The 14,898-nt window shown below is 59.5% G+C and carries 18 protein-coding genes; 11 read left to right on the top strand and 7 right to left on the bottom strand.

Annotated elements, in window-relative coordinates:
• From ACKWJN_RS15060 to ACKWJN_RS15045, 4 genes are all read right to left on the bottom strand, one after another.
• The coding region (locus ACKWJN_RS15060; protein WP_408598242.1) for a cobalamin B12-binding domain-containing protein at positions 1-176 on the bottom strand (176 nt) is incomplete at its 3' end.
• Between the two features lie 184 nt (positions 177-360).
• Entirely contained in the window at positions 361-2,343 is a 1,983-nt protein-coding gene (locus ACKWJN_RS15055; RefSeq protein ID WP_408598239.1) for a TRAP transporter large permease subunit, read from the bottom strand.
• Positions 2,340-3,005 (bottom strand): TRAP transporter small permease subunit, encoded by a 666-nt coding sequence (locus ACKWJN_RS15050; protein WP_408598238.1) that lies wholly within the window; start codon positions 3,003-3,005, stop codon positions 2,340-2,342. Before ACKWJN_RS15050 ends, ACKWJN_RS15055 begins: the two co-directional genes overlap by 4 nt.
• 72 nt (positions 3,006-3,077) lie before the next feature.
• Positions 3,078-4,190, bottom strand: coding sequence for a TRAP transporter substrate-binding protein (locus ACKWJN_RS15045; RefSeq protein ID WP_408598236.1), 1,113 nt, complete (start codon positions 4,188-4,190; stop codon positions 3,078-3,080).
• 184 nt (positions 4,191-4,374) lie between these two features.
• On the opposite strand from ACKWJN_RS15045, the gene ACKWJN_RS15040 reads away from it, so the two are divergent.
• The 3 genes from ACKWJN_RS15040 to ACKWJN_RS15030 all read left to right on the top strand — a co-directional run bounded on the left by ACKWJN_RS15040 (position 4,375) and on the right by ACKWJN_RS15030 (position 6,898).
• Positions 4,375-4,806, top strand: a complete 432-nt coding sequence (locus tag ACKWJN_RS15040) for a rhodanese-like domain-containing protein (RefSeq protein ID WP_408598234.1) — start codon at positions 4,375-4,377, stop codon at positions 4,804-4,806.
• Positions 4,807-4,821: 15 nt separating this feature from the next.
• Positions 4,822-5,604: a type III pantothenate kinase gene (locus tag ACKWJN_RS15035; RefSeq protein ID WP_408598232.1), complete on the top strand. Its 783-nt coding sequence runs from the start codon at positions 4,822-4,824 to the stop codon at positions 5,602-5,604.
• A 100-nt stretch (positions 5,605-5,704) separates the two neighbouring features.
• Positions 5,705-6,898, top strand: coding sequence for a M20 aminoacylase family protein (locus ACKWJN_RS15030; RefSeq protein ID WP_408598230.1), 1,194 nt, complete (start codon positions 5,705-5,707; stop codon positions 6,896-6,898).
• Between the two features lie 52 nt (positions 6,899-6,950).
• Here the strand turns inward: ACKWJN_RS15030 and ACKWJN_RS15025 are convergent, their stop codons facing one another.
• From ACKWJN_RS15025 to ACKWJN_RS15015, 3 genes are read right to left on the bottom strand one after another with little or no spacing between them, the layout of a single operon-like run.
• A complete protein-coding gene (locus ACKWJN_RS15025) occupies positions 6,951-7,196 on the bottom strand; it encodes a type II toxin-antitoxin system CcdA family antitoxin (protein ID WP_408598229.1) in 246 nt (81 codons plus the stop codon).
• Between the two features lie 19 nt (positions 7,197-7,215).
• Positions 7,216-7,863 (bottom strand): TetR/AcrR family transcriptional regulator, encoded by a 648-nt coding sequence (locus tag ACKWJN_RS15020; RefSeq protein WP_408598227.1) that lies wholly within the window; start codon positions 7,861-7,863, stop codon positions 7,216-7,218.
• A 58-nt stretch (positions 7,864-7,921) separates the two neighbouring features.
• Positions 7,922-8,407, bottom strand: a complete 486-nt coding sequence (locus ACKWJN_RS15015; protein WP_408598225.1) for a phasin family protein — start codon at positions 8,405-8,407, stop codon at positions 7,922-7,924.
• 181 nt (positions 8,408-8,588) lie between these two features.
• On the opposite strand from ACKWJN_RS15015, the gene ACKWJN_RS15010 reads away from it, so the two are divergent.
• The 8 genes from ACKWJN_RS15010 to ACKWJN_RS14975 all read left to right on the top strand — a co-directional run bounded on the left by ACKWJN_RS15010 (position 8,589) and on the right by ACKWJN_RS14975 (position 14,892).
• Complete coding sequence (locus tag ACKWJN_RS15010; RefSeq protein WP_408598223.1) at positions 8,589-9,152, top strand: phosphatase PAP2 family protein; 564 nt, start codon at positions 8,589-8,591, stop codon at positions 9,150-9,152.
• 19 nt (positions 9,153-9,171) lie between these two features.
• Entirely contained in the window at positions 9,172-9,543 is a 372-nt protein-coding gene (locus tag ACKWJN_RS15005; protein WP_408598222.1) for a diacylglycerol kinase family protein, read from the top strand.
• Between the two features lie 85 nt (positions 9,544-9,628).
• Positions 9,629-10,135 (top strand): transcription/translation regulatory transformer protein RfaH, encoded by a 507-nt coding sequence (gene rfaH, locus ACKWJN_RS15000; RefSeq protein ID WP_408598220.1) that lies wholly within the window; start codon positions 9,629-9,631, stop codon positions 10,133-10,135.
• A complete protein-coding gene (locus tag ACKWJN_RS14995; RefSeq protein ID WP_408598241.1) occupies positions 10,135-10,869 on the top strand; it encodes an isoprenyl transferase in 735 nt (244 codons plus the stop codon). Before rfaH ends, ACKWJN_RS14995 begins: the two co-directional genes overlap by 1 nt.
• Before the next feature lie 45 nt (positions 10,870-10,914).
• The gene (locus tag ACKWJN_RS14990; RefSeq protein WP_408598219.1) at positions 10,915-11,163 is read left to right on the top strand and encodes a FitA-like ribbon-helix-helix domain-containing protein; all 249 of its coding nucleotides are present in this window, start codon (positions 10,915-10,917) and stop codon (positions 11,161-11,163) included.
• Positions 11,160-11,582, top strand: coding sequence for a type II toxin-antitoxin system VapC family toxin (locus tag ACKWJN_RS14985; protein ID WP_408598217.1), 423 nt, complete (start codon positions 11,160-11,162; stop codon positions 11,580-11,582). Before ACKWJN_RS14990 ends, ACKWJN_RS14985 begins: the two co-directional genes overlap by 4 nt.
• Before the next feature lie 147 nt (positions 11,583-11,729).
• Positions 11,730-12,089 (top strand): MarR family EPS-associated transcriptional regulator, encoded by a 360-nt coding sequence (locus ACKWJN_RS14980; RefSeq protein ID WP_408598215.1) that lies wholly within the window; start codon positions 11,730-11,732, stop codon positions 12,087-12,089.
• Positions 12,090-12,384: 295 nt separating this feature from the next.
• On the top strand, positions 12,385-14,892 hold the full coding sequence (locus ACKWJN_RS14975; RefSeq protein WP_408598214.1) for an SLBB domain-containing protein: 2,508 nt from the start codon (positions 12,385-12,387) through the stop codon (positions 14,890-14,892).
• Positions 14,893-14,898: the final 6 nt, after the last annotated feature.

The following is a 14,898-nucleotide window of genomic DNA, read 5'->3' as shown; positions in this document are numbered from 1 at the left end:
ACCGAGCGGTTGTGGCCCAGGTGAATCACCTCAGCGCCCATGCCCTGCAAGATGCGGCGCATGATGTTGATGGCGGCGTCATGCCCGTCAAACAAACTGGCAGCCGTGACAAAGCGCACCTTGTGCTGGGGTTTGTAGTGGGCCAGGGCTTTGAATTCTGCGGACAAGTCGGTCATGGGGCACTCCGAAATACGGGGGTAAGTTGGTTTACGTTTACGTAAACGTCAATCATAGCTGCTTGCTGCTGCGCGTCCTGTCTGCGCCGTCGGCGCGGGCACAAAAAAGCCGCAGGGCCAAATGACTGGGGTCAGTGCAGGCGCTGCGGCTTGGAGGGGCCAGCGTGAAGGCCAGGGCAAAGGCTTATCGGCCACCGTACAGGTAGTTGGGCAACCACAAGGTCAGCCCCGGCCAGATGTACATCAAGACCATGCACAAGATCACGATCAGCATGTACGGCATCATGCCCGCGAAGATCTGGTTGATCGTCACATGCGGGGGTGACACGCCCTTGAGGTAGAACGCCGACATGGCCACCGGCGGCGACAAGAAGGCCGCTTGCAAGTTCACAAACACCAGCACGCCCCACAACATCGGGTCGATCTGGAAGTGTGCAAGCAAAGGCAAGAAGATGGGCACAAAGATCACAATGATCTCGGTCCACTCCAGCGGCCAACCCAACACAAAGATGATGGCTTGCGACAGCAGCATGAACTGGATGGGCGAGAGGTTCATGGCCATGACCCACTCTTCCACCAAGCGTTGGCCACCCAAGATGGCAAACACGGCAGAAAACAAGGCCGAGCCCACAAACAACCAGCACACCATCGAGGTGGTCTTGGCGGTCAAGAACACCGCTTCTTTGATGCGCTCAAAGTTCAACGAACCCGAAGCCCACGCCATCAAGAACGCGCCTGCGGCCCCCACGGCAGCCGACTCGGTGGCGGTGGTGATGCCCAACAAAATCACCCCCAGGACCACCAAGGTCAGCACGCCCAAGGGCATGACCGACTTGACCAGCATGTTCAAGATCTCGAACTGTTCGCCATTGAACCCCTTGTAGTACCACGCCAGCAAGGCCACCAGCAGTGCGGCGGCGATCCAGAACCCCGTGTAAAAGCTGTCAGGCACGGGCTCGGTTTTGGGTGCGTCTGAGGTGTCGCCATCGCCCAGGGCTTGCAGTGGGGCGTCGGTTTCAGCCTCTGCGGGGGTGTCGGCTTCAGCGCCCGGAGGGGCTTGTACGCCGTTGTCACCTGAGCTTTGCGCCACAGACTCACTGCCCGGTGGCTCAGACAAACCGCCCGAACTCTTGGGCTCTTGGGCCCCCGGTGGCTCAGACACGCCGCCGCTCGGTGCGGCCACACGCTCGGCGGTGGTGGCAGGCGCGGCGGCGGCTGTGGGTGCGGTAACTTGGGCCACGCTCGCTTGTGCGGCCGCGTTGTTGTCGGCTTGCGAGTAAATCACCACGTACCACCACACGGCGCCCAAGCTGATCACCACCATGAAGACCGGCACCAAGCTCATCATCAAGCTCTTGAACAACAGCGACCAGCTCACGCGCAACTCAGCCACTTGAATTTGCAAGGCACGCCGGGGTGCCAGCGTGGCTTGGATCAAGGTGGGCAACATGCGGTCTGAATACAGCCCGGTGAGTTTTTGAATCCAGGGTGAAACCGGCGCGTGCAACTGCTCTTCGGGCAATTTGGGTGCGATCTTGGGGTCGATCAAAACCCAGCCAATCACATAAACCAAATACAAGAAGGCCAAAAAGAAGCCGGGAAACATGGCCGCCGCATACAGCTTGACCACCGATTGGCCCGCCACTGCGGCGTACACAATGATCATCACCGAGGGTGGAATCAAAATGCCCAGCGTGCCGCCAGCGGTGATCACGCCTGCGGCCAAGCGCGTGTCATAGCCCGCGTTGAGCATGGGGCGCATGGCAATCACACCCATCAGCACCACCACGGCGCCCACCAAGCCACTGGCAATGCCCCAGAAGGTGCAAATCACCAAGGTGGCCACGGCCAGCGATCCGGGCAAGCGGCGGAAAGCCAACTGCACGCTGTGGAACATCTTGTCCACCAGTGCGCCGCGTTCCATCACATAGCCCATCAGCACAAACAGCGGAATCGACAGCAGTGTGTCGTTGGTCATCGCGCCAAAGGTGCGCTGCACCATCAGGTTGAACACCTTGTTGTCCATCCAGGGTTGGCTGGGGTCGTAAAAAGCGGTGAAGCCAAACACCATGCCCAAACCCATCAGGGTGAAGGCGGTGGGGAAACCCATCATGATCACCACCACGATGAGGGCCAACATGGTCAGGCCGAGTGCGGGATCGCTCATGGCTGACCTCCTGCGTTGTGGCCGCGTTGGTGGGCTTCTTCGTCAATGCTCTTGGCGCGTGCAATCGCGTCGCGTTTGGCATCGTCGTCCACGTAAATGCTGTTGGCCAGTTGTTGTTCCACCACGTCAATTTCGTCGGCGTCTTTCAGGCGCTCGGGCCATGCGCCGGTGCGCAAACACACCACGCAACGCACGATCTCGGCCACGCCTTGCATCAGCACCGTCAAGCCCGCCAAAGGGATGATCGCTTTGAAGGGGTACAGCGGCAGCGGGTCGGCGTTGAAGGTGTGCTCGCGAATCGCCACCGAGTCGGCCGCATAGGTCCAACCCGCCCAGGTCAGGGCAATCACCCCAGGAATGAAGAACAAGATGTACAGCACCAGGTCGAGCGACGCTTGGGTGCGGGGCTTGGCGCTGCCGTAAAAAAAGTCGCCGCGCACATGGCCGTCTTGGCTCAAGGTGTAAGCGCCGCACATCATGAACAGCGTGCCGTACATCATGTTGCTGGCGTCAAAAATCCAGGCGGTGGGGGCGTTCAAGGCGTAGCGCTTGAACACCTCCGTCACCACCAAAAGCATCAAGGCCACGATCAGCCAGGAGAAGGCTTTGCCCACCCAAGTGCTGATGTGGTCTGCTGTGTGCAGCAGTTTGAGAGTGTTCATATCAACCGTTCAGAAAAGAAGAAAACCCATCCGGGGTTGCCGAATGGGTTGTGCAGGAACGCAGCCGGGGCTTTAAGCCTTTTTGGCGTTGAAGTAGCGGTTGTAGGCCATCTTGAAGTCGACCATGTAGTCGTTTTGCCATTGACCTGCACGTGCCGCGAACGCACGTTGTGAGTCCATGACCTTCTTGAACTGGGGGTTCTCGGCAGACTTTTTCTCGACCACTTTGTCCCAAGCGTCCAGTTGGGCTTTGAGGATGGCGTCCGGCGTCTTGTAGAACTTGATGCCTTGCTTTTTCATCTCTTCGTAGTCTTTGGAGTTGCGCTCGATCGCTTTCCAGCTCATCTCGGCCGAGGAGGCCGACACGGCCACATCGATGATCGACTTGAGCTCGGCGGGCAGCGCATTGAGTTTGCCTTTGTTGAACAAAATCTCGAACTGCTCGCCGCTTTGGTGGAAGCTTTGCAGCATGCAGTTTTTGGCCACATCTGGGAAACCCAACACGCGGTCAGACGAGGCGTTGTTGAACTCAGCCGCATCAATCAAGCCACGGTCCAAGGCGGGCACAATTTCGCCGCCGGGCAGTGGGTTCACCGCAGCGCCGAGTTCGGTGAAGATGTCCACCGCCAAGCCCACGGTGCGGTACTTCAGGCCTTTGAGGTCAGCCACTTTGGCGATGGGCTTTTTGAACCAGCCCAGCGGCTGCGTGGGCATGGGGCCGTACACATACGACACCACGTCGATGTTGAGCGACTTGTAAATTTCTTCCAGCAGTTGTTTGCCGCCACCGTACTGGTGCCAAGCCAACACCATGTTGGGGTCCATGCCAAAGGCAGGGCCCGAGCCCCACAAGGCCAAAGCGTTGCTCTTGCCGTAGTGGTAAGCCAGCACACCATGGCCGCCGTCCAGCGTGCCCTTGTTCACAGCGTCGAGCAACTGGAACGCCGGCACCACGGCCCCCGATGGCAGCACTTCAATCTTCAGGCGACCACTGGCCATGTCGTTGACTTTTTTGGCAAAGTCATTGGCGTACTCGTGGAAGATGTCTTTGGCTGGCCAGGTGCTTTGAAAACGCAGCGAGACGGTGTCTGCGCGTGACACCATGGGTGCGGACAAGGCGCCAGCGGCAACGGCAGCGCCTTTCAGTACGTTACGGCGGGCGGTGGTTTTTTTGCTTTCGGTCATGGGGGTTGTCTCCTGGTGTTGTGACTCTTCGACGTTGAATTCACATTTCATTTTTGAACCATTTGCCGAGGCGACATGACCGGGTTTTCACTAGCTCCCCCCGAAGTAACCCGGTGTTTTTGTCGCCTTGGAGTCTTGCTGGCGGTCTCTATACTTCGTCAGACTTCAAAGTTTCACACTGACCATGATCAAAACTCAGCAACCCGGGCTTGTCCACGCCGTTCCTGCCGAGGGCTATGCCGGCGACGTCTCCCCGCAACTGGCCCACCAATGGGTCGCCTCGGGCGAGGCTGTCTTGGTCGACATTCGCAGTGACGCAGAACGCGAGTGGGTGGGCTTTGTTCCAGGTGCGGTGTCGGTGGCTTGGAAGCAGTGGCCCGGCATGGCGATGAACCCCGCCTTTGACGACGAAGTGCAGGCCGCTGCCAACGGCAAAAAAGTGGTGCTGTTGTGTCGCAGCGGCGTGCGCTCGATTGCCGCCGCCAAGCGCGCCACCGAGCTGGGCCTGGAGGCTTACAACATCTTGGAGGGTTTTGAGGGCGACGCCAACCTGCACGCGCACCGAGGCTTCAAGGGCGGATGGCGTTTTCGCAACCTGCCTTGGCGCCAAAACTGAGCAAGCCGCAGCGCCATGACCTTTCTTGCCCTCGATGTTGGCAACACCCGCTTGAAGTGGGCCCTGTACGACAAGCCCACGCCCGGCGCTCAGTTGCTGGGCCACGGCGCCGTCTTTCTAGAAAACATCGACCGCTTGAGCGACGAAGACTGGCGGCACCTGCCCGAGCCCACCCACATGTTGGGCTGTATCGTGGCAGGCGAGGCCATCCGCCGTCGTGTGGAGGAGCAGTTGGAGCTGTGGGACTTCACCCCCCACTGGGCCGTGTCATCGGCCGCAGAAGCAGGCTTGATCAACGGCTACGACCACCCCACACGCCTAGGCGCCGACCGCTGGGTCGCCATGGTCGGCGCGCGCGCGCGCATGCTGCGCCAATTCCCCAACATGCAGCCTCGCCCCCTGGTGGTGGTGATGGTGGGCACGGCCGTCACAGTAGAAGCCATCGACGCGCAAGGCAAATTCTTGGGCGGCATCATCCTGCCCGGTCACGGCATCATGCTGCGCGCGCTCGAGTCGGGCACTGCGGGCCTGCGGGTGCCCACGGGGGAGGTGTGTGAGTTCCCCACCAACACCAGCGACGCACTGACCAGCGGGGGCACCTTTGCCATTGCCGGCGCGGTCGAGCGCATGGTGCAGCATGTTCGCCAGCACTGCGCGACTGAACCGGTGTGCTACATGACCGGCGGGGCGGGCTGGAAAATGGCGCCCAGCATGTCGGTGAAGTTTGAATTGATCGACAACCTGATCTTTGACGGCTTGCTCGAAATTGCCCGTCACCGCCTAGGGCAAACCTTGTGAACCAGCCCTAGCGCGACCCGACAAGACCTTGTTCGGCAAAGGCCCTGTGTCACCAGGGTACAAACAGGCAAAAGCCATGGCGTGCGGCTAGACTGTCAGCATGAAAGTCCTTGATTCTTTGGTCACACACGCGGCCAGCATCAGCGCCGTGCGCCGCGACATCCACGCCCACCCCGAGCTCAGCTTTGAAGAGTTGCGCACCGCCGACTTGGTGGCCCAAAAACTCACCGAGTGGGGCATTCCCATCCACCGGGGCTTGGGCAAGACGGGCGTGGTGGGCATCCTCAAAAACGGCAGCAGCCCGCGCGCCATTGGCCTGCGCGCTGACATGGACGCGCTGCCCATGCAAGAGTTCAACCAGTTCGCCCACACCAGCCAACACGCGGGCAAGATGCACGCCTGCGGGCACGACGGCCACGTGGCCATGCTCTTGGCCGCGGCCCAGCACCTGGCCCAACACAAAAACTTCGACGGCACGGTGTACTTCATTTTCCAACCCGCCGAAGAGGGTGGGGGCGGCGCGCGTGAAATGATCAAAGACGGCCTGTTCCAGCTGTTTCCCATGGACGCGGTGTTTGGCATGCACAACTGGCCGGGCTTGGGCGTGGGCCAGTTTGCCGTGAGTGCAGGCCCCGTCATGGCGTCGAGCAACGAGTTCAAGATCACCATCCATGGCAAGGGCAGCCACGCCGCGCTGCCTCACAACGGGGTGGACCCGGTGCCCGTGGCTTGCCAGATGGTGCAAGCGTTTCAAACCATCATCAGCCGCAACAAAAAGCCCGTGGATGCGGGCGTGATTTCGGTCACCATGATCCACACCGGCGAGGCTACCAACGTGGTGCCCGACCACTGCGAAATGCAGGGCACCGTGCGCACCTTCAGCCTCGAGGTGCTTGACCTCATCGAGCAGCGCATGCGCGACGTGGCCCAGCACACCTGCGCCGCCTTTGGCGCGACCTGCACCTTTGAGTTCGAGCGCAACTACCCGCCCACCATCAACCACGCCGCGCAAAGCGAAGTGGCGCGCCAAGTCATGGCCAGTATCGTGGGCGAGGCCAATGTGCTGGTGCAAGAGCCCACCATGGGCGCCGAAGACTTCTCCTACATGCTGCAAGCCCTGCCCGGCGCCTATTGCTTCATCGGCAACGGCGACGGCGTGCACCGCGAGATCGGCCACGGCGAAGGCCCGTGCACCCTGCACAACCCCAACTACGACTTCAACGACGAACTCATCCCCTTGGGTGGCACCTACTGGGTGCAACTGGTCGAAAAATTAATTGGGGTCAGAACCTAATTGTTTTGCCGAGCCAGGAAAAGAGTAAACCCCGCCTCAAAGCATGCCTGCCTTAAAAAGTTCTCCAAGCGTCAAGCGGTAATCCTTCTTGATCCACTGTTTGGTTGTAGGCGTTAATGAAGTGCGCGTGCTCAGACTTCCAACGCGCCTCTTTTTCTTGTTGCACGAGTTCATGCAAATGGGTGTCGCAAACCTTCGACATGTTGCTTCCCAGCTCTTTTGCCTCAGCCAACACGTGTGTAGAAAGCATCAGGGAGGTTGCTCGTTTGGATTTTTGCGACAAAGGCTTGGTGCTCATTGCGGTGTTGCCGACCTGATCAATACGCCAAAAGCAACGCACTCAGGTGCTCTTTGTGCGCGCCTGCGGCATAGGGCAACAACAGACCCAAGACATGTTTGGCGCCGCGCAACAGGGACTTCTCGGCACTTTGGGGCTCTAGCGCGTGGCGCGGGTCGCGCACGTATTCGTAGCTCAGCCACCAGGTGAGCATGACCACCATGTGGGTGGCGGTGACCTCGCGCTCTGAGGGGGTGATGGTCAGCGCCTTGGCGTGTTCCAGCCCGTCGAGCACCGCACGAAACGCGCTGGTTTTGTGCAGCAGCGCGTCTTTGATGTGGGTTTCCAGGCGACGGTTTTTGCTCAGCAAGTCGTTGAGGTCGCGGTACAAAAAGCGGTATTGCCAGACCAACTCAAACAGCGTGTGCATGAAAAACCACGCATCCTCCACGTCGTGCACCCCGGGGGCTGCACCCAACAGGTCTTGCAGCGCCTGCTCGTAGCGCATGAACAGCGCATTCACCAGCTCCTCTTTGGCCGGGTAGTGGTAGTACAAATTGCCGGGGCTGATGTTGAGCTCAGACGAAATCAAAGTCGTCGACACATTGGGCTCGCCAAAGCGGTTGAACAGCTCCAGCGTCACCTCCAAAATTCGCTCAGCCGTGCGGCGCGGCGCTTTTTTAGCCATATGGAATGGGTTTAATTGGGGTCAGAACCTAATGATTGAGACCCATGATTGAGTCAGATCATTTGGCCGTTTTTTTCTTGGCAGCAGGTCGCTTGGCCGCCACCTTCTTTGCCGGAGCGCGCTTGGCGGCCGCTTTGGTTGCGACGGCAGCCTTGGGCTTGGCGCCCAATTGCTTTTCGAGCTGCTCAACCCGCGCGTGCAGGGCGCTCAACTCGCTGGCCGAGGGGATGCCCAAACGCGTCAAGGCCTTGGCCACGCGGTCTTCAAAAATGTTCTCCAGTTTGTCCCACTGGCCAGTGGCGCGCTCGTTCAATTGATGGGCCACCTGCGTGACCTTGTGGGTGGCTTCGGCCAATTTTTCTTCGGCGGTGATCTGCGCTTTGCGCTGCATGGTGATGCCGTCGCTCACCAGCTTTTCAAACGCCTTGCTGCCTTCTTCTTGTGCCTTAGAAAACGCCCCCAAGCCCGCCAACCAAATTTGTTGCGCCTGTTCTTTGACGTTGTCTGCCATCGCGGCCGGGTCGAGGTGGGGGTGTTTGGACATGGTGTGGTGCCTTCTTAAAAAACGGTTGCGCCACTTTAACGTGTTGCATCGCGCTTGTCAGCCTGGGGCATTGACCCAGCACAAACAACCATCCATGGGGCCCGCATCAGCGCTTGACACCCGGTCGATAGAATGAAATCAACCCAAGGCCCCGCCCATGACCTGCTCAACCACATGCCCCATGCCCCGTACCTCCTCGCAACTTATCCAGCACCGTATCCCGCAATTCATCTTGGCCTGCTGCTTAGGCCTGCTCTCGGTGCAGGCGCAGGCGGTTGACGCCACCACCCGCAACGCCAACATGGTCGCCTTGGGTTTGCCCACCGTGGCCGCAGGTTTGAGCTGGCTCAACAACGACACCGAGGGCCTGGTGCAGCTCGTCAAGTCAGAGGCCGTGACGGTCGGCATTGTGGAGGTGCTCAAGTCCACCACCCACGAGATGCGCCCCAACGGCAAAGACGACAAAAGCTTTCCGTCGGCGCACTCGGCCGTGGCCTTCTCGGCCGCGCAGTACATGCAAATGAAAGGCGGCTGGGAATACGGCGTGCCCGCCTACTTGGCCGCCAGCTACGTGGCGTGGTCGCGCGTAGACGCGCGTGAACACCGCTGGCGCGACGTGGCCGCAGGTGCTGCCACCGGCGCCTTGACCACGTACTACTTCACCGACGCCAACACCGGCCGCAGGCTGGGCCTGAGCTGGTCGGGCCGCTCGGCCCTGTTGCAGTACCAGCAACCGCTCAACTGACCCATCCACAGAGGCACCCGTGGGCTACTTGGCACAACGCTGGCGCAGTGTGGGCTTTGCTTGGCAAGGCCTCAAGTTCTTGCTGGGCACCCAGGCCAATGCGCGCATCCATGCGCTGGCCACCGTGGCCGTGGTCTTGGCTGGTGTTTACTGTCAAGTCTCTCGCCTGGAGTGGCTTGCGTTGGTGGCGGCCATGGCCTGGGTGTGGGTGGCCGAGTCCCTCAACAGCGGGCTAGAGTGCGTGGTCGACTTGGTTTCGCCACAGCAGCACCCCAAGGCCGCCCAGGCCAAAGACGTGGCCGCCGCAGCCGTTTTGATCGCCAGCGTGGCGGCGGTGGTGGTGGGCGCCATCGTCTTTGGGCCCAAGCTCATGCAGGCTGTTTGGGGATGAGGCCTCTCAAAGCTGCGTGAGTTTTGGCATGGGGCACCGGCGCGGTTAAACTTTCTTCAAAAGTAGAAAAATAGCATTCAAAGACATGACCGACACAGACCCGTCCCCCGCCGCGTGGTACGCCGTCCACACCAAGCCCCGCCAAGAAGCCCGCGCCCTGGAGAACCTGACCAACCAGGGCTTTGAGTGTTTCTTGCCCATGATGGACGTCGAAAAAGTCCGCCGCCAAAAGGTCAGCCGCGTGAGCGAGCCCATGTTCAGCCGCTACCTCTTCATTCGCCTCAACGACGTCAACCACAACTGGTCCCCCATCCGCTCCACCTTGGGCGTGAGCAAACTGGTCAGCTTTGGCCACGTGCCCGCCAAGGTGCCGCCAGAGTTCATCCACTTCTTGCGCGAGGCCCCGCCCGCCGCCGTGGCCCGTTTGTTTGAGGTGGGCGACAGCGTGCGCATCGCCAACGGCCCGCTGGCCGGCCTTGAGGGTGTGTACCAGGCCCACGATGGCGAAACCCGCGCCTTTGTGCTGGTGGACCTGTTGGGTCAGCCCCAAAAGCTCAAACTGGCCATCGAATCGCTGGCCGTCAGTCAATAATTCACTCTGTGAACAGCGCCAACATCCCGTCCCCCGTCAATACCCCGCGCCACGTCGCCATCATCATGGACGGCAACGGCCGCTGGGCCAAACAACGCCACATGCCGCGCACCGTGGGCCACGCCAAGGGCGCGGCAGGCGTGCGTGACTTGGTCAAAGCCTGCGCCGACCAAGGCGTGGGCTACCTCACCCTCTTTGCCTTCAGCACCGAAAACTGGCAACGCCCCAGCGACGAGGTCTCCACCCTCATGGGCCTGTTCGTGCAGTACCTTGAAAAAGAAATGAAGGCCATGCAAGCCGAGGGCGTGCGCCTGCAGGTCTTGGGTGACATCAGCGCCTTCCCTCACGAGTTGCAGCAACGCATCGAAGTGGCGCAAAACGCCACCGTGCACAACCACACCATCACCCTCAACGTGGCGGCCAACTACGGCGGGCGCTGGGACATCGTCCAAGCCGTGCAACGTTGGGCCCTGGCCAACCCCGGCGCCAGTGCCCAGCACCTCACCGAGCAAGACTTGGCCCAACACCTCAGCACCGCCGGCATGCCCGAGGTGGACCTGCTCATCCGCACCGGCGGCGAGTCGCGCATCAGCAACTTCTTGCTTTGGCAGGTGGCCTACGCCGAGTTGTACTTCACCGACGTCTTGTGGCCCGACTTTGACACCCAGCAACTCGCCCGGGCCTTGGCTTGGTTTGCGAACCGCGAGAGGCGGTTTGGCACGGTACCAACTTGAAAACTGATATCGCGATATCATGTGCATTCGCTCAAAAGGTGATCTATGGCACAAATGATCGTTCGCAATATCGAAGACAGCGTGAAAACTGGGCTCAAAGCGCGCGCCAGTTTGCATGGTTGGAGCATGGAAGAAGAGGTTCGACACATCCTGCGCGAGGCTGTGAATCAGCCGCCACCGGCACGGACCAAGCTTGGCTCGCGCATCTCTGGGCGTTTTGCTGGGGCAGGGCTACTTGAGCCATTGCCAGAGCTGCATGCGCAAACCATTGAACCCATGGTGTTGGGCGAATGATTCTCTTGGACACCAACGTGTTGTCTGCTTTGATGCAGCAAGCCCCCGACGCGCAAGTGGTGGCGTGGTTGGACGACCAGCCTGCCGATTCCATATGGCTCAGCAGCATCACTCTTTTTGAAGCCCGTTGCGGGTTGGCACTTTTGCCAGATGGGCAACGAAAAAATGCGCTGGCGCAACGGTTTGAAGCCATCGTTCACGATGACTTGCAACATCGCGTGCTATTTTTTGACATCAACGCAGCACAACAGGCTGCCCAGTTGGCCGCAGACCGAAAAACCCGAGGCCGCCCCGTTGACATGCGTGACACCTTCATTGCCGGCATCGCCTTGGCGCAGCGTGCCGCCATTGCCACACGAAATGTGAAGCACTTTGATGATTTGTCTGTCCCGGTCATCAATCCTTGGGCCGCCAAGTGATGCTCATGCGCTGACTGTCTTTTATTTCGTTCAATCCTGAACAAACAGGGCCGTTGTGTCTAAAATCTTTATCAGATCGGCATGGTTTGCTGGCCCCATTTCTTGTGCGTTGGGTGCAGGGAAGGGCGGTAGCGTGCTTGACTCACCATGCCCAACAGACAGTCGCAAGCGCAAGAAGACACCTATTTCAGGGTCATGCGCATCCTCAAAGACAACCCCGACCTCACCCAGCGCGAGCTGGCCGAGCAGCTTGGGGTGAGCGTAGGCAGCTTGAACTACTGCCTCAAAGCCCTGATCGAAAAGGGCTGGATCAAGATGCAAAACTTCAGCCAGTCTAAAAACAAATTTGGCTACGTGTACATCCTCACCCGCAAGGGCATTTCAGAAAAAGCGGCCCTCACCAGCAACTTTCTCAAGCGCAAGCGCACCGAGTATGAGGCGCTCAAGGCGGAGATAGAGTCGCTGAGTTCAGAACTTCAGTCATCCAGCGAGGATGCCAAAGCATGATCAAAGTTCACCAAGGTCGACCTCTAATCGGCCCCCTAAATTGCCGTTCAACCAATGTGTTTCCAAATGCTCAAAGCAGACCTGTCTGAAGCCGAGCGCATGGCCTTGCTGCAAAGCCATGGCTATGAGGTGAGCCTGAGCACCGAGTGAGTCTGCGGCTATGCCCGCTCTGGGGTAAACCCCAGAGTCCACCTTTTACAATGACTTTGATCAATATAAAACACATCTTCACCGTTGCCCCTGCAACGGTGACTCGTTTTAAAGGAAAGACTATCCAATGCGTCCATTGACACACATGGCCAAAGCAAAACAGTTGCTTGGGCTGTCGGTAGCGTGCTTCATAGGCACAGTTGCAGCACAACAGTTGCCCCAAGCCGCTGCGGGCGGTGCAGCCACCACCGGCATGGGTGGCGTTGCAGGGTTCACCATGGGCGGCATGACCACCGGTGGTGTGCCTTCTATCCGCGCGGCAGACCCACTCAACCTGCCGCAAGGTGTGGCCAACTTAGCTGGGCCTCAGCAGCCAGAACCCTTAAAGCCCAATGACTTCCAAAAGTTTGTGCTTGAAACCGCAGGTTTCAAGCTCCCGCTTTACGGCCAAGCGTTTTTTGACAACCTGCAGTTCTCGCAACAGCGCAGTGCCCAAGCCCAACAAGCCAACCCGCTTTTGGGCGCAGGCTTTGCGCCTGTAGACAACGCGCCCGTCAGCAACGACTACCTGCTGGGCCCTGGCGACCAAGTGCTCATCCGGGGTTGGGGCTCGCTAGATATCGATGTGCGCGCCGTGATTGACCGCAACGGCATGGTCAGCCTGCCCCGTGTGGGGGCGGTGTCTTTGGCAGGCGTCAAAGCCGCCCAGGCCGAGGGCGTGCTGCGCAACGCGGTGGGCAAAATTTACAAAGACTTTCAGCTCAGCGTCACTTTGGGGCAGCTGCGCTCCATCACCGTGTACGTGGTGGGCCAAGCCCGCCGCCCTGGCAGCTACTCGCTCAGCAGCATGTCTACGTTGGCCAGTGGCCTGTTGGCCACGGGCGGGCCCAATGCAACCGGGTCGATGCGCCGGGTAGAGCTCAAACGGGCGGGCCAAGTGGTGGCTGAGTTTGACCTTTACAGCTTTTTGGCCCGTGGCGACAGCGCGGGCGACACCAAGCTGACGGATGGCGACGTCATCGTCATCCCCCCCGCCTTGGGCCACGTGGCCTTGGTGGGCAAGGTCAACAACCCGGCGGTGTACGAGCTCAAAAAAGAGGGCGAGACGCTTGACCAACTGCTGGCCGTGGCCGGTGGCCTACCTGTGGTGGCAGACCCCCGCCGCGTGACCCTAGAGCGCCTGACCCCAGGCAACAGCCAGCCCCGTAGCGTGCAAGACTTTGCCTTGAACACCTTGGGCATGCAAACACCACTGAAGAATGGCGACCTGCTGACCGTGCAAGCCATCACGCCCGAGTTGGCCAATGCCGTCACCCTGCGTGGCAACGTGGCACAGCCGGCGCGCTTGGCCTTCAAAGAAGGCATGCGCATCCGCGACCTCATACCCAACCAAGAAGCGTTGATCAGCCGCGACTCGGTGCGCCGTCAAAACGAGGCGCTCTTTGATTCAAACCAGCGCGAGCGCACCCTGCGTGACCGCGAGATGATTCCAGACGACTTGCTTGCCGACGCGGACGTCAACGGCCCCTTGCAGCAACGAGACGCAAGATCACCCTTAAAGTCACCTGCAACACCTGCAAATTCATTAGAGTCTTTTCGTGACATGCGTCAAACACGCAGTTTTGCGGCCAACACAGCCGCACCGCTGTTGGCAAACTCAATAGGCAACTTCTACGACGAAATCAATTGGGACTACGCAGTGGTTGAGCGCGTCAACCGCAAAGACTTGAGCGTCAGCTTGTTGCCCTTTAGCCTATCTAAAGCCTTGGCAGATGCCCATTCGCCAGACAATGTGCTGCTGCAAGCGGGCGATGTGGTCACCGTCTTTTCGGTCAACGACGTGCGTGTGCCCATGGCCAAACGTCGCATCATGGTGCGGGTGGAGGGCGAGGTGGCCAACCCAGGCATTTACCAAGCCAAGCCCGGCGAAACCTTGGCCTCGGTGCTGGAGCGTGCAGGTGGTTTGACGCACGACGCCTATTTGTACGGGTCAGCCCTTTACCGTGAAGAAGTGCGCAAAAGCCAGGCTGAAAGCTTAGAAAAGCTCGTTCGCAGACTAGAGGCCGAAACCAGCGCCAACCTAGCGATGATTGGCCAAAGCAACGGCGCCAGTTCAGACGTCAACCTCACGCAGGCTCGTTTTTTGGCAGCGCAGCAAGCCCAGCGCCAAGCCTTAGAACGTGTGCGTAGCATCAAGCCAGAAGGACGCATTGCACTGGGTTTAGAGCCTGAGTTGTTCAATTACACCAACAAGTTGCCAGACCTGCGTGTGCAAAACGGTGACCGTTTTGTGGTGTCTAGCCGTCCAGACTTTATTTACATCTTTGGTTCAGTCAACACTGAGTCGGCCTTGCTGTTCAAAGCTGGCCAGTCTGTAGAGGATTACCTCAAACAAGCTGGCGTGAGCAGCGGCGCAGACCGCGACGCGGTGATATTGATTCGTGCCGACGGCTCAGCATTGAGCAAAAGCGACGCGTGGTTTGGTGCCACTATCAACAGTGCCAAGGTCATGCCGGGTGACACCATTGTGTTGCCCGAAAAGCTAGACCGAGAGGCCACCTGGAGTGTAGTGATGCGCAACACCAAAGACATCACACAAATCTTTTACCAACTTGGTTTGGGCGCTGCGGCTCTCAAAACCTTGCGCAACTGAGGCGAC

The sequence above is a fragment of the Limnohabitans sp. genome (genome assembly GCF_046052825.1).
In the GTDB taxonomy this organism is placed as follows: Bacteria; Pseudomonadota; Gammaproteobacteria; order Burkholderiales; family Burkholderiaceae_C; genus Limnohabitans.
This window is presented reverse-complemented; position numbering and strand designations above follow the sequence as displayed.